Raw genomic sequence first — 19,222 nt, 5'->3', positions numbered from 1 at the left:
TTCGATGTCGGTGACCCAGATGTTCTCCAGCGGCAGCCCCAGGTCCACCATCAGGTCCAGGCAGGCCAACGCGGCCGCGCCGGCGCCCGACGTCACCACCTTGACCTTGTCGATGTCCTTGCCCACGACCTTCAGGCCGTTGATGAAGGCCGCCGACACACAGATCGCGGTGCCATGCTGGTCGTCATGGAAGACGGGGATCTTCATGCGCTCGCGCAGCTTGCGCTCGACCGTGAAGCACTCGGGCGCCTTGATGTCTTCCAGGTTGATGCCGCCGAAGGTGGCTTCCAGGCCGGCGATGATCTCGACCAGCTTGTCCGGGTCGGTCTCGTTGATCTCGATGTCGAACACGTCCAGCCCGGCGAATTTCTTGAACAGCACCGCCTTGCCTTCCATCACCGGCTTGGAGGCCAGCGCGCCGATGTTGCCCAGGCCCAGCACCGCGGTGCCGTTGGTGATCACGCCCACCAGGTTGCCGCGCGCGGTGTAGCGGAACACATTGGCCGGGTCCGCCACGATTTCCTCACAGGCCGCCGCCACCCCGGGCGAGTACGCCAGGGCCAGGTCACGTTGGTTGGAGAGCTGCTTGGTCGGCGTGACGGAGATTTTGCCGGGACGGCCGTGCTCGTGGTATTCAAGGGCGGCTTTGCGGAGGTTGGCATCCATAGGGGCGGCTACTGGCTAGAGTGAGGAACACGAAAGGGGGCAATTCTATTCCGATGGCGGGCCGGACGAAACGTTCCCGCTGGGGGCCGCCGGCGCGCACGGCCGCCATGGCCGCGGGCGCCGCCCATCTTACCCCCGGCTTACAAATTGTCGCCATCCGGGCGCGCCGCCAATTCGGGAAAACGCCCATACGGATCGAACAGCGCCTTGATCCGCGCGCGCAGCGCGGCGGCCTGCGGCGGCGCGGCGTCGCCCGACGCGGAATCGGCCGGCGCCGCCCCGATGGCCAGCGTCACCCCCTGCACCCAGGCCAGCGTGCCGCCGTGTCCCAGCACCAGATGCGCCAGGTTGACGGTGGCGGGCGCCTCGGGCGCCAGCGCATCCAGGCGGTAGCGCGCGCCCCAGCGCGGCGCCGCGCGGCAGGCGCTGGCCAGTTCGCCTGCGGCCAGCTGGAACAGCGCCGGCACCAGCCGTTGCACCGTCGCCGACCGCAGCGGCTGCACGTCGTCCGTGCCAAAGGGGCCCAGGGTTTCCTCCACCCCATCGGCCAGCAGCAGGTCCACGGCCAGCACGCCCGAATCGGCGCAGCGTCCCATCGGCCAGGCCGCCGGGGCCGCCAGCCATTGCGCCAGGGTCATGCTGCCCGGCAGCCCGTCGAACTGCCGCAGGCCCGCCTGCGCCAGGGCGGCCAGCGGCACGCCCGGCTGGGCGCGCCAGCGCGGAGTCGGCCCCGCCAACCGCGCCAGCCCCGCCAGGCGGCCCGGATCGACCGACAGCAGCGGCCCGTTCACCGGCGCGAACGGCCCCTGCGCCTCGTCCAGCGCCATCACCACGCCATACTCGGCGCACAGCGCGCGCGCATGGGCCACGTCCGCTTCGCGCTGCGGCGCCAGCATGGCGCGCGGCCCCAGGCCCGGCGCCTCGCCCAGGTCGCGCACGGCCCCCTGGCACAGCAGCGCCAGCCGTTGCAGGAAAGTGGCCCAGGGCGTCTGGACCGGCCGTCGGCCAAGGAGGAAAGCGCGCCGCGATGGCTGCATGACTACAATCCTTTTTTCCGCTTCAAATCGCCTTCGAGATTCCGATGCCCCGCCTTGCCGCCCGTACCAACGATTTCCTGACCTTCCAGGTGGTTGAACTGTTCAAGCAGGCGCAAGCGCTGCAGGCGGCGGGCAAGGACATCATCAGCCTGGGCATCGGCGAACCGGACTTTACCGCGCCGCCCCAGGTCGTGGAAGCGCTGCAGCGCGCGGCGCAGGCCGGCCACAGCGGCTACAGCGCCCCGGCCGGCCTGATGCCGCTGCGCGAAGCCATCGCCCGGTTCTACCACGAACAGTTCGGCGCCAGGATCGATCCGCGCCGCGTCATCGTCACCGCCGGCGCCTCGGGCGCCCTGACCCTGGCCTGCGCCGCCCTGGTCAACACCGGCGCCGAAGTCCTGATGCCGGACCCCTCCTACCCCGCCAACAGCAACTTCGTGCTCGCGGCCGGCGGCCGGCCGCGCCTGATCCCCAGCTCGGCCGACAAGCGCTTCCAGCTGTCGGCGCAGGACGTCGCCGCGCACTGGACCGAGGCCACCCAGGGCGTGCTGGTGGCCTCGCCCAGCAACCCCACCGGCACCTCCATCGACCATGGCGAACTGGCCAGGCTGCTGGCCGAAGTCCGCGCCCGCGACGGCTTCGCCATCGTCGACGAGATCTACCTGGGCCTGTCGTACGAAGGCCAGCCGCGCTCCGCGCTGACGCTGGACGACGACATCATCGTCATCAACAGCTTCTCCAAGTATTTCCACATGACCGGCTGGCGCCTGGGCTGGATGATCGTGCCCGAGGCCATGGTGGCCGCGGTCGAGAAGATCGCCGGCAGCCTCGCCATCTGCGCTCCCACCCTGGCGCAGCACGCCGCCCTGGCCTGCTTCACCCCCGACGCCCTGCGCACCTTCGAACACCGCCGCGAAGCCTTCAAACAGCGCCGCGACTACCTGCTGCCCGAGTTCGAACGCCTGGGCCTGAAGGTGCCGGTCAAGCCCGATGGCGCCTTCTACATCTACGCCGACATCAGCGACCTGGCCAACGACAGCGCCGCCTTCTCGCAGCGCCTGCTGCTCGAAGCCGGCATCGCCGCCGTGCCCGGCCTGGACTTCGGCCCCGCGCACGGCCGCCACACCATGCGCTTTTCCTACGCCACCGGCCTGGACCGGCTGGAAGAAGCCGTGGCCCGCATGGGCAAGCTGCTGGGCCGCTGACGCGCGCCAAGGCCGCCCTGGCGCGGCCCCGCGCCGGTCCGCGATGCCCTCTGCCGGGGTCACGCCCGCCCCCCGCGGGTACACTCGCCGGGCGGCTTTGCGCCGCCCTCTCCCCATCTGACGAAAAATTAACGTTCAGATAATCCTTGCCATGCAAACTCGCCTGGCAAAGAGGCCGCCTGCCCCTTCCCCTCGCCCGTTGATTCTGGATCGCCGGACCGGTATTTCCAATCCGTCCAGATCTTCCCGACTCAATAGCCAACCCTGTGCTGACGCGGTCTCGGGCGCCCCCCTTCCACTTATATTTTTCCGTTCATTTTTCGGCATTCCGGCCAGGCCCGGCCGCGCCGCGTGACACGGCGCCGACCCAGGAGAAATCGCATGATCCCGCCCAAGACAAGGACCGTCCGCCCCGGTTGGCGCGGAGCGTTGGCGGCCGCGTGGCTGGCGGCCTGCCTGCTGCCCCTGCCGGCGCATGCCCTGGGACCGGGATGTCAGCTCGACCCTTCGCGAGCCGGGAACTACGCGCAAGACACGGGCATATCCTACGCGTTGGGCAAGCTGGCGCCCGACATCCTTACGCTGGACAAATCGAATCCCCCAGGCATGGTCGTGTATGACCAGCCCCTGCCACCGGTCCCCTGGGTCTGCACTGCGGGACTCGCAACCCAACACCCTTTCCTGACACCCGGCGGATACATGCAGGTGGTGCTGAAGGAACTGGCCAAGACCGGCCTGAAAATGGTTCTGCTGATCGACAACTATCCACCCTGGGAACCGACAGGCAATACCACCGACGACAAGCTTCCCCTGACCAGCGCCATTTATGCGCCCAAGTCGGCAACGGATCCCACCCTGACGGCCAAGGGGGTATTGCTCGGCAGGATGCAACTCGTCGTCGTAACGCCTCCCACGAGGCCGATCAGTGCCTATTTCGGCCCCATGGACGATATCGTCAGAATGCACCCCGGCTACCTGGCCGCCACGAACAGGATCCAGATCGGATCGACCAACGGCACCAGGGTGGCCCTCATTCCCAGATGCATCGCGAAGATTTCGACACCGGGAACGGTCCACTTGGGCAGAGCCTACGGGGTCGGCCATCTGCCACTGCCTGCCCCGGTAAATTTCGTGCTCTCTGCGGATTTCGACGAAAGCTGCGACGGCGGCTTTCGCATCGTCGACCTGGGCCCGCTCACCGTGCCGCTCAAGGTCAGGTTCCAGCCCGAGGGCAACCAGGAACTCACTCCGTTCGATAGCGCAATCGTATTGAAGAACAGCGACGGGCAGCCCAATGGCCTGGCGCTCGGGATCAAGGCGGCCGGGGCGTTCCCCATCACATTCAACCAATGGCACGACACACCCACCTCGCTGACTGTGAGCAATCGGCCATTGCCCCTGTACTACTCGGCGCAATTGCAAAAGACCGGCGCGCCGATGGTGCCGGGCGAATTCAGCCAGCAGGTCACGATCCAGGTGACCTTTCAGTGAACATCGCAAGATAGCGCGGCAGCGCCGCGCGTTCGCGAGGCGCCCCGCGCGCCGCCACCCAGGCATCTGACGAGAAGTTAACGTTCAGATAATCCTTGCCATGCAAACTCGCCGGGCGTCACGGCTTCCGTGCCACGCCCCGGTGAATCCCGACTGCCATGGCGGGCCTTCGCGCCCGCCGAAATCGCCCGGAACCAATAGCCACGCCCATCGCGGCGCGGCATTTCCGCGCGTGGCCACCGATATTCCCCGAGGACTTTTCCGCAATCCGGCCGGCCGCCGCGCGGCCCGGCCGCGCCTATCCAGGAGTCAATTCATGATCAAGCGGATCGCGACGATGGTCCGCCGCCCCCGGCGTGGCGCGCTGGCGGTGGCGGGAAGCCTATTCGCCTGCCTGCTGCCCGTTGCCGCCCATGCGCTGGGCCCCGGGTGCCAGCTCGACCCGAAGCGGGCCGGCAACTACACACAGGACATGGGAACGCAGGCCGCGCCCGGGCAATTCGCGCCAACGCTCCTGACGTTGGACAAGTCCAATCCGCCCGGCACGGTCGTCTACGATGCCCCCTTGCCGCCCGTGCCTTGGGTGTGCGTCAGCAACAGTGCGAGCACGGCGCCTTTCCTGGTGTCCGGGGGGAACTTGACCTCGGTACTGAACGAGTTGCGCAGGGTTGGACTGAAACTCATCATCAAGATCAACGGTTACCCGGACTGGGAACCCACAGGCAACACCACCGACGACAGATTCCGCTTGAGCGCCGAGCGTTACGCTCCCAAGTCCGCGACAGACCCCACGCTCACGGCGGCAGGGCTGCTGCTCGGCAGGCTGCAACTGGTCACCGTCACGCCTCCGACCCAACCCGTCAGGGCCTACTTCCCCCCGTACGCCGACCTGGTCAGGATGCATTACGCATTCATCCATACGAATCACATCGAGATCGGCTCCAGCAACGACACGGCCATAAGCCTGATCCCGACATGCATCGCCAAAATCTCGACGCCCGGCACGGTTCACCTGGGCAGGGCATACAGCGTGGGCAATCTGCCGCTGCCAGCGCCCACGCGGTTCACCATTGCCGCGGATTTCAACGAAGCCTGCGATGGCGGTTTCCGCGTCATCGACCTGGGCAACATGGTGGTTCCACTGCAGATCAAGTTCCAGCCCGAAGGCGGCGCGGTGCTGACGTCCAAAAACCAGAACATCGAGCTGAAAAACACCGACGGCACGCCGAACGGCCTTGCGCTGCAAGTCAAGGAAAACGGCGCCATTCCGATCGCCTTCAATGAATGGCGCGCGACCGAGTCATTGAGCGTTGCCCAGCATCCCAGGAACCTGTACTACTCGGCGGAACTGATGAAGACCGGCGCGGCGCTGGTGCCGGGGACGTTCAGCCAGCAAGTCACGATACTCGTGACCTTTCGCTGATCCCCGGACCCGCTCCAGGGACCAGCGCGATCAATCGCGGGCCAGCGCGATCCCCGATGCCAGCGCCAGGCGCCGGCGCTCGGCCTGCACCTTGGCGCCGTAGCCGTTGTCGTCCGGCCCGGTCGAGCCGACATAGCAGGCCAGGCCGCCATCGACCGAGCCGCGCCGGTTGATGCAGTCGCGCAGGATGGTCGCGCCCACGGCGATGTTGGCGCCCGGGTCCAGCGGGTTCTTGCCCACGGCATCGAACTTGTCCTGGTGCACGCTCGTCATCACCTGCATCAGGCCTTGCGCGCCGACATGGCTCTCGGCCAGCGGGTTGTAGCGTGATTCGATGGCGATCACGGCCAGCAGCAGCAGCGGATCCAGCTGCTTCTCGCGGCCCACCTTGTACACGGTGTTCAGAAGCGGGCCGGTCGCATCATAGGCGACCTTGTACTTGCGCGAAATATAGTTGCGCAACGCTTCGGCCTGCGGGCCGGTGGCGACCATGGCGGGCTTCTTGGGCGCGGCGGGCGCCGCGCGGGCAGGCCCCAGCATGCCGGTCGCATTGCTGGACGGCGCGGTGGGAACGGCCATGGCGATCGCCGACGAGGAATCGGCGCCGAGTTCGGACCCGGCTTCGGATTCGACGCCGGTCTGCATGGATGAAGGCGCGAGGGCGGTCAACAAGGCTTTGTGCACTTGCAATGCCTGGTCGCGCAAACCGGGCAAGGCGAATCCCATGCTTACCGTCACGATCACCGCAATGCCCAGATAGAGGGCGCAGATGCGCAGTGATTCGGCAAGATATTGGTGCACTCCTTGGGCCATGCTCCTGAACAGGCTGGCCACTGACGCATCGGGCATGAAAACCTCCTGCGTTAAAAAAGAGGGAGTCAATGTTAACCTCTCTTTCTACCCAAGATGTAACCAAATAGCCGGGATCTGTAGTGAAATACCGCGACCTTAGAGACTTCCTCGCCCAACTTGAACGCATGGGCGAGCTCAAACGCATCGCCGCGCCGGTCTCGACGCGCCTGGAAATGACCGAGATTTCCGACCGCGTGCTGCGCGCCGAGGGCCCGGCCCTGCTGTTCGAAAAGGCCCTGCACGACGGCAAGCCGGCCGGGATGCCGGTGCTGGCCAACCTGTTCGGCACGCCCTCGCGGGTGGCGCGCGGCATGGGCGCCGACGACGTCAGCGCGCTGCGCGACATCGGCGAGTTGCTGGCTTCGCTACGCGAGCCCGAGGCGCCCAAGGGCCTGCGCGATGCGCTGGCCAAGGTGTCGATGCTGAAGTCGGCGCTGTGGGACATGAGCCCGAAGAACGTCAAGAGCCCGGCCTGCCAGGAGATCGTCTGGGAAGGCAAGGACGTGGACCTGACGCGCCTGCCGATCCAGACCTGCTGGCCCGGCGACGTGGCGCCGCTCTTGACCTGGGGCCTGGTGATCACGCGCGGCCCCAACGCCCGCCGCCAGAACCTGGGCATCTACCGCCAGCAACTGCTGGGCCCGAACAAGCTCATCATGCGCTGGCTGTCGCACCGCGGCGGCGCGCTCGATTTCCGCGACCACGCGCTGGCCCATCCGGGCACCCCCTTCCCCATCGCCGTGGCGCTGGGCGCCGACCCGGCCACCACGCTGGGCGCGGTCACCCCGGTGCCGGACAGCCTGTCCGAATACCAGTTCGCCGGCCTGCTGCGCGGCTCGCGCACCGAGGTGGCGCAGGCGCTGGGCAGCAACCTGTCGGTGCCGGCCTGGGCCGAGATCGTGCTGGAAGGCCACCTGCTGCCGTCGTCGGATCCGCGCGCCATCGCGCCGGTGGTACCGGACGGCGTCAATCCGCCGCCCCACAGCGACTACGAGATGGCGCTGGAAGGCCCCTACGGCGACCATACCGGTTACTACAACGAGCAGGACTGGTTCCCGGTGTTCACGGTCGAGCGCATCACCTTGCGCCGCAACCCCATCTACCACTCCACCTACACCGGCAAACCGCCCGATGAACCCGCGGTGCTGGGCGTGGCGCTCAATGAGGTATTCGTGCCGCTGCTGCGGCGCCAGCTGCCGGAAATCGTCGACTTCTACCTGCCGCCCGAGGGCTGCAGCTACCGCCTGGCGGTGGTGTCGATCCGCAAGCAGTACGCCGGCCACGCCAAGCGCGTCATGTTCGGGCTGTGGAGCATCCTGCGCCAGTTCATGTACACCAAGTTCATCGTGGTGGTGGACGAGGACATCAATCCGCGCGACTGGAAGGAAGTGGTGTGGGCCATGACCACGCGCATGGACCCGGTGCGCGATACGCTGCTGGTCGAGAACACGCCCATCGACTACCTGGACTTCGCCTCGCCGGTGTCCGGCCTGGGCGGCAAGATGGGCCTGGACGCCACCAACAAATGGCCCGGCGAAACCCAGCGCGAATGGGGCACGCCCATCACCATGGACGCCGACGTCAAGAAGCGGGTGGACGACATGTGGGGGCAGCTGGGGCTGTAGCCCGATGGCCGGGCCTGCCGCCCTGGCCGCATCCCCCGCCCCAAAAGAAAACCCGCCGTATCCGGCGGGTTTTCTTTTGGGGGACGCAGAGACCAGAATCAGCGCGCGTCGTTGCGTTCGTCGCGCGAATCGCGCCAGAGCTTGAACACCTGCCAGCCCACCAGCGCGCCGCCGGCCAGCTTGAGCAGCTTGGACTTGCCGCCGCCGCGCATGAACATGGCCGACAGCGACGAGCTGATGAGCGGATAGCGCCGCGCCAGGCCGATGGCCTGCATGGCCCAGCGCGATGCCCCGCCCGAGGCCAGCCCGGGCAGCAAGCTCTTGAACAGCGCGGCCGGTTCGAGCCTGCGTCCGGCGGACACGATGCCCTGCGCCAGCGATTCGCGCTCGATGGCGGCGCGGGCGCGCAACAGTTCGATGCGCACGGCGCGGTCGACGGCGGGAGACCTTTTCGTCATGATTCAGTCCTCCTGGCGCCGCTGCGCGCGGTCATCGTCCTGCGCGTCGCGCACGCGTTCGAGCAATTCGGCGTCGCGGCCCAGTTCTTCCAGCGTGGCCGAGAACGGCGGCGGGCCGTAGACCAGGCCGTGGCGCACCACCAGCAGCAGCACCACGCCGACCACCAGGTACAAGGCCGCCAGCAGGCCCAGGGCCAGGTAGCGGTCTTCGGTGGGCCAGAACGCCACCGCGATCGTGATGGTGAACACCAGCACCGCCAGCGTGAGGAACAGCAAGGCGGCGAACGCCATGCCCAGCAGCTTGAGCAGGCGCGCCTTCTCGCCCGCCGCCTCCAGCGCCAGCAGTTCCAGGCGCGTGCGCATCAGCCCGACCAGGCTGGACGCCACGCCAAACACAGATTTGCGTAGACCCATGGCCAAAAGGACACCGGGCGGGCGAGCCGGCCAAAGGCCGGCGCCGCCCGCCCGGAGGTCCTGCCTTGTCAGCGGCGGCTGATCAGCAAGCCGAGCAGCAGGCCGGTCACGCCCGCGATGCCGATGGCTTGCCAGGGATTGTCGTGCACGTAGTCGTCGGTGGCGCGCGCCGCCTTGCGACCGCGTTCGAGCACCGCGTCCTGCGCTTCGTACAGGGCTTCGCGGGTGCGCTTGAGCGAGGTCAGGGCGCGTTCGCGCAATTCAGCGGCCTTGTCGCCGGTGCTGCTGGCGGCTTCGCGCAGCAGGCTTTCGGCGTCGTTCAGGCTGGTCTTGACACTGTCGATGAGTTTTTCTTTTGCGACGTCTTCGGATTTTCTCGTGGCCATGTTTTGAGCTCCTGTTTGTGTCTATGACGAAACCATCATACCAGCCGCTCCGCGATGGGCCCGGCCGGCTTGCTACCGTGTGCTACTTGATTTGCGTAATCTCAACGGCGGACTTGACGCCGCCCTGGTCGATATCCTGCTTCATGACCAGGTTGACCGCCGGGCAGTACCAGTCGGTGACCGTGGTGTTCATGCCGGGGATGGGAATCGTCAGCCCCTGGAACGTGGCCATGGTGGGATCGGAATTGCGGGTGTAGGTGATGGGGTGGCACGACTGCTGCCCCAACGCCGTGTTGATCGCCGCGGCGCGGCCGACCGTCTTGTCGCCGATGCGGACCGTGGTGCTGGGCTGGCCGCCGACCGGCGCTTCCTTGCCGATTTTCAGACGGAACGAATTGCCCGGCAGCTTCTGGCCGGCGCTCAGCTTGCCGTCGTAGGCGAACAGGCCCAGCATGCGCAGGTCGAACTGGCCTTCGGACGGCTTGGGCGCTTCGCCCGCGCTGGCGTACTTCAGGAAGGTGGCCTGGCCGCCCTTGACGGTCATCAGGTAATCGAGCTTGGACTTGCCAGGCGGCAGGCCCGCGTAGCTGAAGCGCGCCACGCCCTGCACGCGGGCGCGGCAGTTGTCGCCATTGCTTTTTGTAACCTCGGCGAAGGTCAGGTCGGCGCCCAGCGCGATATTGCCGGAGCCGGTCAGTTGCACCGCGCCGCCGTCATGCATGAACTGCGCATCGCAGACGCCGGCCTGCGCCGCGCCGGCCGCGCCCAGCGCGCCGGCCACAAATACCAGGGATGCCAATTTTCGCAACGCCACAAGCCACTCCAGAAATCCAGGAAACGCACCGCGCGCCGGTCCGCGCGCGGCTGGCTTGATACTACACCGGTTGGCGAAACCGGCGCATGACGGAACGTGTCAGCCGGACGACGCGCCGCGACGCCCCCCGACCGCCCCAATGGACCGCAACGGCTCGCCACGATCGGGCGACCGGGCGACCCGCCGGCGTAGGCGCGGCGCCCTTGCCCATCGATCCCCTCGCTAGGCCACGGCCCGCGAGCCGGTGGCCTCGGCGTCGATATCCCCATCGGGCACGGCGGCCAGCGCCACGGCAGCCTGGGCGCGTTCCGGGTTGCCATGGCGCCGGTGCAGGAAATCGACCACCGCCGCGCGGCACGACAGATAGACAGGATCGTTGGCCAGGCGCACCCGGTCGCGCGGGCGCGGCAGCGGCACCGGCAGGATTTCGCCGATGGTCGCGGCCGGCCCGTTGGTCAGCATGACGATGCGGTCGGACAGCAGCACCGCCTCGTCCACGTCGTGGGTCACCATGATGGTGGTGGTGCGGGTCTTGGCGACGATCTTGAGCAGTTCGTCCTGCAGGTGCGCGCGGGTCAGCGCGTCGAGCGCGCCGAACGGCTCGTCCATCAGCAGCACGCCCGGCTCGATGGCGAGCGCGCGGGCGATGCCGACGCGCTGCTTCATGCCGCCCGAGATCTCGCGCGGCAGCTTGTTCTGCGCCGGCAGCAGGCCCACCAGGTCCAGCGCGGCGCGGGTGCGCTCGGCCAGCTGGGCGCGCTTTTCCGAGGCGCCGAAGACCCGTTCCACCGCCAGGTGCACGTTCTGGAAGCAGGTCAGCCAGGGCAGCAGCGAATGGTTCTGGAACACCACGGCGCGGTCCGGGCCGGGGCCGGTGATTTCGCGCTCGGCGCACAGCAGCACGCCGCTGGTCGGACGGGTCAGGCCGGCGATCAGGTTCAGCAAGGTGGACTTGCCGCAACCGGAATGGCCGATGAGGGTGATGAACTCGCCCTGCTCCACCGTCAGGTCGATGTCGCGCAGCGCGACGAAGGCGCCCTTGCGGGTGGCGAAGGTCTGGCCCACGCGCTCGATGCGTACGAATTTCTTCATGGCGCTACTCCTCGGTGTAGGTGAAGCGGCGGGCCAGCGCGACCAGCAGCGTTTCCAGGATCAACCCGACGATGCCGATCACGAAAATGGCGATGACGATGTGCTCGACCTTCAGGTTGTTCCACTCGTCCCACAGCCAGAAGCCGATGCCGGTGCCGCCGGTCAGCATCTCGGCCGCGACGATCACCAGCCAGGCGGTGCCGATGGACAGCCGCACGCCGGTCAGCATGTAAGGCAGCACGGCCGGCAGCAGCACGTTGGTGGTGACCTTCCATTCCGACAGGTTGAGCACGCGCGCCACGTTCAGGTAGTCCTGCGGCACGCGCGACACGCCGACCGCCGTGTTGATGATCATGGGCCAGATCGAACAGATGAAGATCGCCCAGATCGCGGCCGGGTTGGCGGCCTTGAACAGCAGCAGGCCGAGCGGCAGCCACGCCAGCGGCGACACCGGCCGCAACAGGCTGACAATGGGCGAGAACATCGCCCGCACCGGCGCGTAGCGGCCAATGGCAAAGCCCACCGGGATGCCCACCAGCGCGGCCAGGCCGAAGCCGATGCCGACCCGCTGCAGCGAGGCCAGCAGGTTCCAGCCGATGCCCTTGTCGTTGGGACCGTTGTCGTAGAACGGATCCGAGAACAATGCCACCGCCGCCTGCCAGGTCACGCCCGGCGTGGGGATCTCCGGGATGCGCATGGCGACCACCTGCCAGACCAGCACGAACAGCGCGAAACCGGCCACCGGGCCGACCACGGCGCGCAGCGCCGCTTCCAGCCGTTCGCGCCAGGCATCGGCCCATTGCGGGGGGGGCGTGGCGGGCGCGGCAGGCTGCGGCGCCGGCGCGGCGGCGGCCCGTTCCATACTCGTTACGGTAGACATGGCGAGTCTCTCCTCTGCGTGGCGGCGCTCAGGCCTTGACCTTGAAAGCGTCGGCATAGGCCGCCGGATTGCTGCCGTCCCAGACCACGCCGTCGATCAGCTTGGAACTGCGCATCTCGCCGGCGGGCACGGCGATGCCGGCGGCCTGCGCGGCCTGTCTGTAGACGTCGATGCGGTTGACCTGGCGCGCGGTGGCCAGATAGTCGGGATGTTCCTTGAGCAGGCCCCAGCGCTTGTGCTGGGTCAGGAACCACATGCCATCGCTCAGGTAGGGGAAGTTGGCCGCGCCGTCGCCCGAAAAGCGCATCGGATGCGCGTCGCTCCAGCGCTTGCCCAGGCCGTCGTCGTACTGGCCCAGCATGCGGTCGACGATGCCGCTGGCGTCGGTGTTGACGTATGACTTGGCGGCGATGGTCTCGGCCGTCTTGCGGCGGTTCTCGGGCGAGGCGTCGATCCACTTGCCGGCTTCCAGGATCGCGGCGGTGACGGCGCGCGCGGTGTTGGGGTTGCGCGCCACGAAGTCTGCGCTGGTGCCCAGCACTTTCTCGGGATGGTCGGTCCAGATCGCCTGGGTCGTCACCGCGGTGAAGCCGATCTTGTCGAGGATGGCGCGCGCGCCCCATGGTTCGCCAACGCAGAAACCGTCCATGTTGCCCACGCGCATGTTGGCCACCATCTGCGGCGGCGGCACGGTGATGACCTTGGCGTCCTTCATCGGGTGGATGCCATAGGCGGCCAGCCAGTAGTACAGCCACATGGCGTGGGTGCCGGTGGGAAAGGTCTGGGCGAAGGTGTATTCGCGCTTCTCGGACGCCATCAGCCTGGCGAGCGATTCACCGTCGCGGGCGCCGGCCTGCGACAGCTTGCTCGACAGGGTGATGGCCTGACCATTCTGGTTCAGGTTCATCAGTACGGCCATGTCCTTCCTGGGCCCGCCGATGCCCATCTGCACGCCGTAGATCAGGCCATAGAGCACGTGCGCCATCGCCAGTTCGCCGTTCAGCAGCTTGTCGCGCACGGCCGCCCACGAGGCTTCCTTGGACGGCGTGATGGTCACGCCATATTTCTTGTCGATGCCCAGCACCGAGGCCATGACGACCGAGGCGCAGTCGGTCAGCGGAATGAAGCCGATCTTCACCTCGGCCTGTTCGGGCGCGTCGCTGCCGGCGGCCCAGGCGCCGGCGCGCACCAGCGGGTCGACCAGCGACAGCAGGCCGGCGCCCGCCACGGCGCGCGCGGTGCCGGCCAGCCACTTGCGGCGGCTGGCGTCGGTGGTCGAATCCGGGTCCGCGGCGGCGGCGGGAAGGCGGGGTTTCACTGGCGTCATACGGGGCTCCTGGCAAAAAAAAACGTCCCGCGCGCCGCGCGGGAACAACCCGCTGGCGCCGCGGAACGTCGTTGTTCCCTGCCGCTGTCGCGGCGCTTGGCGTGGTCGAGCCGCTCGCGGCCCGCCCATGAACCGTTAAGCAATCCGCGTGCCAAGGCGCCTCGCATAGCCGGCGCGGCGGCCCTGCGCCCGCGTGCCCACTGGCTTTGCGGGCGTCCACGGCAGTGGCGCGGGCGCAGGTCGCGGGCCAGGCCCGATGGCGACGGCGGGACCCGCGATCCAACTTGGTGCGTAAACGAATGCGGCGGCGCACCATCGATGTGCGCGCCACGGCAGTTCCTGTGTTCGATGGCCCGGCTGCCCCGCGCCCTGCCGGCCGCCGCCTTTTTCCGCATTTCCGGGCAGCGCGCCCGCGGACACCGGCGTTGCGTCGCGCCGCCCACCGCCGCGGGCATGGAACTTGCATGGCTTGAGGCGGCGCAACGCGCATGCGCGCCGCGCCAAATAAGTTATGGCTATATGGATTCAAGAAATCAGAAGTTGTGGGGATGAAACCCGGTCCCTATGATCGTTTGACCTTCTGCCGGGTGCGCCCGAGGCTGCGTGATGAAGCTTTTCCCGATTTTTGCCGATCTGAAAGACCGGCCCGTGCTGGTCGTGGGCGGTGGCGCGGTGGCCGAGCGCAAGACGCTGGCCCTGCTCGAAGCCCATGCCGCGGTCGCCGTCGGCGCCCCCGAATTGACGCCGGCCCTGGAGGCCTTGCTGGCCGACGGCCGCATCCGCCACCTGCCCGGCCGTTTCGACCCCGCGTGGCTCGAGGGCGCCTGGCTGGTGGTGGCCGCCACCGACGACCGCGACGTCAACGCCACGGTCTCCGCCGCCGCCCAGGCCCGCCGCATTTTCAGCAATGTGGTGGATGACCCCGAGCTGTCCTCGTTCCAGGTGCCGTCCATCGTCGACCGTTCGCCCGTGATCGTCGCCATCTCGTCGTCAGGGGTGGCGCCGGTGCTGGCGCGGCGCCTGCGCGAACGCATCGAATCGCTGTTCGACCACAGCCTGGGCCGCCTGGCGGCGCTGGCCGAACGCTACCGCGCGCGCATCCGCGCCGGCCATCCCGACCTGGGCGCGCGGCGCCGCTTCTACGACTGGCTGCTGGACGGCCCGGTGGCCGGCCTGCTGCGCCAGCAGCGGCCCGAGGCCGCCGCGGCCGCGCTGGACGCGGCGCTGGCCCAGCCGCTCAGGCCGGCCGAGGGCAGCGTGGTGCTGGTGGGCGCCGGCCCCGGCGACCCCGGCCTGCTGACGCTGAAGGCGCTGCGCGCGCTGAACGAAGCCGACGTGATCCTGTACGACCGGCTGGTCAGCGACGAGGTCATGTCGCTGGCGCGCTGCGACGCCGAGCGCGTTGCGGTAGGCAAGCTGCCGGGCGAGGACCACCACGCCACGCAGGCGCGCATCCACGCCCTGCTGGTCGAGCACGCCCGCGCCGGCCGCCGCGTGGTGCGCCTGAAGGGCGGCGACGCCTTCATCTTCGGCCGTGGCGGCGAGGAACTGGAACACCTGCGCGCGCATGGCGTGCGCTACGAGGTCGTGCCCGGCATCACCGCGGCGCTGGCCTGTGCGGCCTATGCCGGCATTCCGCTGACGCACCGCGAGCACGCGCAATCGGTGCGCCTGGTGACGGCGCACTGCCGCGAGGACGAGGACAATCTGGACTGGCCGGCGTTGGCGCGCGAGCGGCAGACGCTGGCGTTCTACATGGGCGTGGGCCAGCTGGAATTGCTGACGCAGCGCTTGATCCGCCACGGCCGCGCGCCGGAGACGCCGTTCGCGCTGATCGAAAACGGCAGCCGGCCCGAGCAGCGGGTGCTGTCGGGCGCGCTGCGCGACCTGCCGCAACTGGCGCGGGCGCACGCCATCCGTTCCCCCGCCCTGCTGATCGTGGGCGAGGTGGCGGGACTGGCGCAATCACTGCATTGGTTCGGCGAGCACCTGGAAGGCGCGCCGCAAAGGCTGGCGGCGTAGCGGCCGGCGACGGCTGCCGCAAGGCCCCGGCCACGCCGCCCGGCAGGACTCAGTCGGTCTTCTGGGTGGTGCCGAAGATGCGGTCGCCGGCGTCGCCCAGGCCCGGCATGATGTAGCCGTGCTCGTTCAGGCCGTCGTCGATGGACGCGGTGTAGATATGCACGTCCGGGTGCTTGGACAGCACCGCGTCGATGCCGACCGGCGCGGCCACCAGCACCAGCGCGCGGATTTCCTTGCAGCCGGCGCGCTTGAGCAGGTCGATGGCGGCGACCATGGAGCCGCCGGTGGCCAGCATCGGATCGACGATCAGCGCCAGGCGCTGGTCCAGTTCGCCCACCAGGCGTTCCAGGTAGGTGTGCGCTTCGAGCGTCTCTTCGTTGCGGGCCACGCCCACCACGCTGACCTTGGCGCCGGGGATCAGGCTGAGCACGCCGTCCAGCATGCCGATGCCGGCGCGCAGGATGGGCACCACGGTGACTTTCTTGCCGGCGATCTTCTCGACCTGCACGGCGCCACACCAGCCTTCGACGGTGGCGGGCGCCAGCGGCAGGTCCTTGGACGCTTCGTAAGTGAGCAGCGCGCCCACTTCCTGCGACAGTTCACGGAAGCTCTTGGTACTGAGGTCGGCGCGGCGCATGATCCCGAGCTTGTGGCGGATCAGCGGATGGCGGATTTCGTGCACGGGCATGTGCGTAAATCTCCAGAATATTGATAAGCAGGGTTGGTTCGCCTCAGGCGCCGCCACAACATGGCGCACGCCCGAGAATCGTAATCGGTTTGGCAGGAGGATGCAGGGGGCCGCGTCAACCTTTATTGTTCGGCCAGCCAGGCGATCAGGGCGTCGTCGAAGGCCCGCACGGCGCCGGCCTGCTCGTGGTTGACGATGCTGACCACCACGTAGCGCTTGCCGCTGGCGCCCAGCACGTAGCCGGCGATCGAGCGCACGTCGCGCAGCGAGCCGGTTTTCAGGTGGGCCATGCCCAGGGTGCCATCGCCTTTCATGCGGCGCCGCACCGTGCCGTCGACGCCCGCGATCGCGAGGGATGAAATGTACTCCGGCATGACGGGGGAATTCCAGGCCAGGGTCAGCATCGAGGCCAGGCTGTCGGCCGAGACCCGCGCGTCGCGCGACAGGCCCGCGCCGTTGTCGATCACCAGTTCGGGCATGTCCAGGCCTTGCCGCGCCAGCAGGTCCTTGGCCACGGCGCCGCTGCTGGCCACGGTGGCCGGCCGGCGGCCCTTTTCCGCGCCCAGGGTCAGCAGCAGCGTGCGCGCCATGACGTTGTTGCTGCGCTTGTTGATCTGGCGGATCACCTCGGCCAGCGTCGGCGAATCGTGCGAGGCCAGCACCACGGCATCGCCAGGCACCATGCCGGCGCGCACCTGGCCCTTGAAGGTGCCGCCCAGTTCCTTCCACAGCAGGCGGAACAGCTCGGTGGCGTAGTCGGTCTGCGACAGCGCCAGCCGGTACAGGTCGAATTCACCGCAGGAGCCGGCCACCTTGCCGCCCACGCGCAGGGTCACGCCCTGCTGGGTGATGACCGGATCGGTGGTGACCACCGGCGCGCCCGGGCAACGGGCATCGCTCCATTCGACCCGGCCCTCGATCTTCAAACCGGGCAGCGGCGGGTCGATCAGCGGCACCCACTTGTTGGCGGCGGGATCGGGGGTGAACAGGATGCGCACGGCGCCAAAGCCCACCATCAGGGCGTCGGGGCTGGCGTTGTAGGCGCGGTCGGGCGCGCCGTCGAAGGCGCCGGGGTCGGTGGCGACCTGGCCGAAGATGCTGCGGTCGATCACCAGGTCGTTGATCTGCTTGACGCCGCGCAGGCGCAGTTCACGCAGCAACACCCACAGGTCCTGCATCAGGAATTGCGGATCGCCGCCGGCGCGCAGGTAGAGCGGCCCCGGCAGCACGCCCTTGGCGTCGGGCCGGGCGCCCGGCTCGGTCATGAAGGCGGTGCGCCAGACGTAGTTGGGGCCCAGTTCGGACAGCGCCGCCCAGGTCGTGACCAGCTTCATCACCGAGGCCGGATTGCGCGCTTCCTTGGCGTTCAGGGCCGCCAGGCGCGGGCCGCCGACTTCCTGCACCACCAGCGACAGCGAACTGTCCGGCAGCTTGCTGGCCTTCCAGGCGTTGACCACGCTGGGCGGCAGGCCTGGCACCTGGGCGCAGGCGGCGCCGGCGGCCAGGGCCAGCAGTCCACCGGCCAGCCATTGCCGCGGCCCGCCCACACGCTTTTTCCCTAGTCCCGTCATGCCCTGTCCACCCGGTTGCTCGTCCTGCAAAACCGTGAGCATACAAAACCTGGGACGGTTACGGGCGGCGACACGGGCCGGACGCCGGCGCCGGCCGCCTTCGCCGTGGCACTACTGCTGCAATTTCCACTTGCCGCCGGCCACGGTCGCCATGACCAGGGCGCGCTCGTCCAGGCCGTTGTGGTCGGTGGCGCCCATGTTGACCACGCCGGTGGCGGTCGGCAGGTTCTTGACGTTCTCCAGGGCGTCGCGCAGCGCCGCGCGGAATTCCGCGGTGCCGGGCTTGGCCTTTTTCAGCGCCACCGGCACGGCCTGCTGCAGCAGCAGGCCGACGTCCCAGGTGTAGGCGGCGAACAGCGACACGCTGCCCGCGCCGTTGGCGGCCTCGTACTTTTTGGCGAAGGCCTGGGCCGTGGCCTTGACCGGATGGGTGTCCGGCAGCAGGTCGGCCACCATCACCGGCCCCACCGGCACCCAGGCGCCGTCGCAGGCCGCGCCGCAGACGCGCAGGAAGTCGTTGTTGGCCACGCCGTGGTTGAAGTAGATCTTGCCCTTGAAGCCGCGTTCGCGCAGCGAGCGCGCCGGCATCGCCGCCGGCGTGCCGGAGGCGCCCACCACCACCGCGTCCGGGGCGGCGCCGACCAGCTTCAGCGTCTGCGCCACCGCCGAGGTGTCGGTGGGCGCGAAGCTTTCCTTGCCGACGATCTCGATGCCGTGCTGCTTGGCGGCCTTTTCCACTTCCACCCAGAAAGTCTCGCCCAGGGCGTTGTTGAAGCCGATGAAGGCCAGCTTCTTGACGCCATTGGCGGCGGCGTGGCGGGCGATGCCCTCGGCCATCAGGGAATCGGAATGCGGCGTCTTGAAGACCCAGCGGCGCTTGTCGTCCACCGGATCGATCAGGCGCGCCGACGAGGCCAGCGTGATCACCGGCGTTGCGCCGCTGGCCACCGTGTCCAGCATGGCCATGGTGTTGGGGGTGGTGGTCGAGCCGACGATCAGGTCGACCTTGTTCTCGGAGATCAGCTTGTGCGAATTGCTGACCGCGCGGGTCGTGTCGGAGGCGTCGTCCAGCACCACGTATTCGACCTTGACGCCGCCGATCTCGGTGGGCAGCAGGCCGATGGTGTTGCGTTCGGGAATGCCCAGGGACGCCTGGGGGCCGGTGGTGGACAGGGTGGCGCCGATCTTCACCTGCGCCAGCGCGGGCGCGGCGCCCGCGACCAGCAGGGCCGCCAACGCGGCCGTCAGAGTGCTACGAGGGGTCATGCGGT

The 19,222-nt window shown here is 68.5% G+C and carries 17 protein-coding genes and 1 pseudogene; 5 read left to right on the top strand and 13 right to left on the bottom strand.

Going from position 1 to position 19,222, the window contains the following annotated elements:
• Window positions 1-666: pseudogene (locus DK459_RS23100) on the bottom strand (NADP-dependent malic enzyme); the annotation flags it as partial.
• 140 nt (window positions 667-806) lie between these two features.
• On the bottom strand, window positions 807-1,703 hold the full coding sequence (locus DK459_RS23095; protein WP_054449046.1) for a hypothetical protein: 897 nt from the start codon (window positions 1,701-1,703) through the stop codon (window positions 807-809).
• Between the two features lie 44 nt (window positions 1,704-1,747).
• Between DK459_RS23095 and DK459_RS23090 the strand changes: the two genes are divergently transcribed.
• The 3 genes from DK459_RS23090 to DK459_RS23080 all read left to right on the top strand — a co-directional run bounded on the left by DK459_RS23090 (window position 1,748) and on the right by DK459_RS23080 (window position 5,822).
• Window positions 1,748-2,908, top strand: coding sequence for a pyridoxal phosphate-dependent aminotransferase (locus DK459_RS23090; protein ID WP_020926685.1), 1,161 nt, complete (start codon window positions 1,748-1,750; stop codon window positions 2,906-2,908).
• A gap of 381 nt (window positions 2,909-3,289) precedes the next feature.
• Window positions 3,290-4,399, top strand: a complete 1,110-nt coding sequence (locus DK459_RS23085; RefSeq protein WP_054449045.1) for a fimbrial protein — start codon at window positions 3,290-3,292, stop codon at window positions 4,397-4,399.
• A gap of 316 nt (window positions 4,400-4,715) precedes the next feature.
• Window positions 4,716-5,822 (top strand): hypothetical protein, encoded by a 1,107-nt coding sequence (locus DK459_RS23080; protein WP_110135091.1) that lies wholly within the window; start codon window positions 4,716-4,718, stop codon window positions 5,820-5,822.
• Window positions 5,823-5,852: 30 nt separating this feature from the next.
• Here the strand turns inward: DK459_RS23080 and DK459_RS23075 are convergent, their stop codons facing one another.
• Window positions 5,853-6,671 carry a lytic transglycosylase domain-containing protein gene (locus DK459_RS23075; protein WP_006386629.1) on the bottom strand — a complete coding sequence of 273 codons (819 nt, stop codon included), beginning with the start codon at window positions 6,669-6,671 and terminating at the stop codon, window positions 5,853-5,855.
• A gap of 83 nt (window positions 6,672-6,754) precedes the next feature.
• Here DK459_RS23075 and ubiD point away from each other — a divergent pair, with 83 nt between their 5' ends.
• Window positions 6,755-8,299, top strand: coding sequence for a 4-hydroxy-3-polyprenylbenzoate decarboxylase (ubiD, locus tag DK459_RS23070; protein WP_054449043.1), 1,545 nt, complete (start codon window positions 6,755-6,757; stop codon window positions 8,297-8,299).
• A gap of 98 nt (window positions 8,300-8,397) precedes the next feature.
• On the opposite strand, the gene DK459_RS23065 is transcribed toward ubiD, so the two are convergent.
• From DK459_RS23065 to DK459_RS23035, 7 genes are all read right to left on the bottom strand, one after another.
• The gene (locus DK459_RS23065) at window positions 8,398-8,757 is read right to left on the bottom strand and encodes a hypothetical protein (RefSeq protein WP_006386631.1); all 360 of its coding nucleotides are present in this window, start codon (window positions 8,755-8,757) and stop codon (window positions 8,398-8,400) included.
• Between the two features lie 3 nt (window positions 8,758-8,760).
• The gene (locus DK459_RS23060; protein WP_006386632.1) at window positions 8,761-9,171 is read right to left on the bottom strand and encodes a phage holin family protein; all 411 of its coding nucleotides are present in this window, start codon (window positions 9,169-9,171) and stop codon (window positions 8,761-8,763) included.
• 68 nt (window positions 9,172-9,239) lie between these two features.
• Entirely contained in the window at window positions 9,240-9,557 is a 318-nt protein-coding gene (locus tag DK459_RS23055) for a YqjD family protein (protein ID WP_006386633.1), read from the bottom strand.
• An 82-nt stretch (window positions 9,558-9,639) separates the two neighbouring features.
• The gene (locus DK459_RS23050) at window positions 9,640-10,365 is read right to left on the bottom strand and encodes a hypothetical protein (RefSeq protein ID WP_026384962.1); all 726 of its coding nucleotides are present in this window, start codon (window positions 10,363-10,365) and stop codon (window positions 9,640-9,642) included.
• 228 nt (window positions 10,366-10,593) lie between these two features.
• The gene (locus tag DK459_RS23045) at window positions 10,594-11,463 is read right to left on the bottom strand and encodes an ABC transporter ATP-binding protein (protein WP_006386635.1); all 870 of its coding nucleotides are present in this window, start codon (window positions 11,461-11,463) and stop codon (window positions 10,594-10,596) included.
• A gap of 4 nt (window positions 11,464-11,467) precedes the next feature.
• Window positions 11,468-12,343 (bottom strand): nitrate ABC transporter permease, encoded by an 876-nt coding sequence (gene ntrB, locus DK459_RS23040; RefSeq protein WP_054449042.1) that lies wholly within the window; start codon window positions 12,341-12,343, stop codon window positions 11,468-11,470.
• Window positions 12,344-12,371: 28 nt separating this feature from the next.
• Window positions 12,372-13,670, bottom strand: coding sequence for a CmpA/NrtA family ABC transporter substrate-binding protein (locus tag DK459_RS23035; RefSeq protein ID WP_024070168.1), 1,299 nt, complete (start codon window positions 13,668-13,670; stop codon window positions 12,372-12,374).
• A 606-nt stretch (window positions 13,671-14,276) separates the two neighbouring features.
• Here DK459_RS23035 and cysG point away from each other — a divergent pair.
• Window positions 14,277-15,692: a siroheme synthase CysG gene (gene cysG, locus DK459_RS23030; protein WP_110135090.1), complete on the top strand. Its 1,416-nt coding sequence runs from the start codon at window positions 14,277-14,279 to the stop codon at window positions 15,690-15,692.
• A gap of 49 nt (window positions 15,693-15,741) precedes the next feature.
• Here cysG and upp read toward each other — a convergent pair whose 3' ends face one another.
• From upp to DK459_RS23015, 3 genes are all read right to left on the bottom strand, one after another.
• Window positions 15,742-16,380 carry a uracil phosphoribosyltransferase gene (gene upp, locus DK459_RS23025; protein ID WP_006386639.1) on the bottom strand — a complete coding sequence of 213 codons (639 nt, stop codon included), beginning with the start codon at window positions 16,378-16,380 and terminating at the stop codon, window positions 15,742-15,744.
• A gap of 122 nt (window positions 16,381-16,502) precedes the next feature.
• Window positions 16,503-17,951, bottom strand: a complete 1,449-nt coding sequence (gene dacB / locus DK459_RS23020) for a D-alanyl-D-alanine carboxypeptidase/D-alanyl-D-alanine-endopeptidase (protein WP_035182572.1) — start codon at window positions 17,949-17,951, stop codon at window positions 16,503-16,505.
• 111 nt (window positions 17,952-18,062) lie between these two features.
• The gene (locus tag DK459_RS23015; RefSeq protein WP_024070171.1) at window positions 18,063-19,217 is read right to left on the bottom strand and encodes an ABC transporter substrate-binding protein; all 1,155 of its coding nucleotides are present in this window, start codon (window positions 19,215-19,217) and stop codon (window positions 18,063-18,065) included.
• Between the last annotated feature and the right edge of the window lie 5 nt (window positions 19,218-19,222).

Source organism: Achromobacter sp. RW408, assembly GCF_003184165.1.
GTDB classification, from domain to species: domain Bacteria; phylum Pseudomonadota; class Gammaproteobacteria; order Burkholderiales; family Burkholderiaceae_B; genus Achromobacter; species Achromobacter xylosoxidans.
This window is presented reverse-complemented; position numbering and strand designations above follow the sequence as displayed.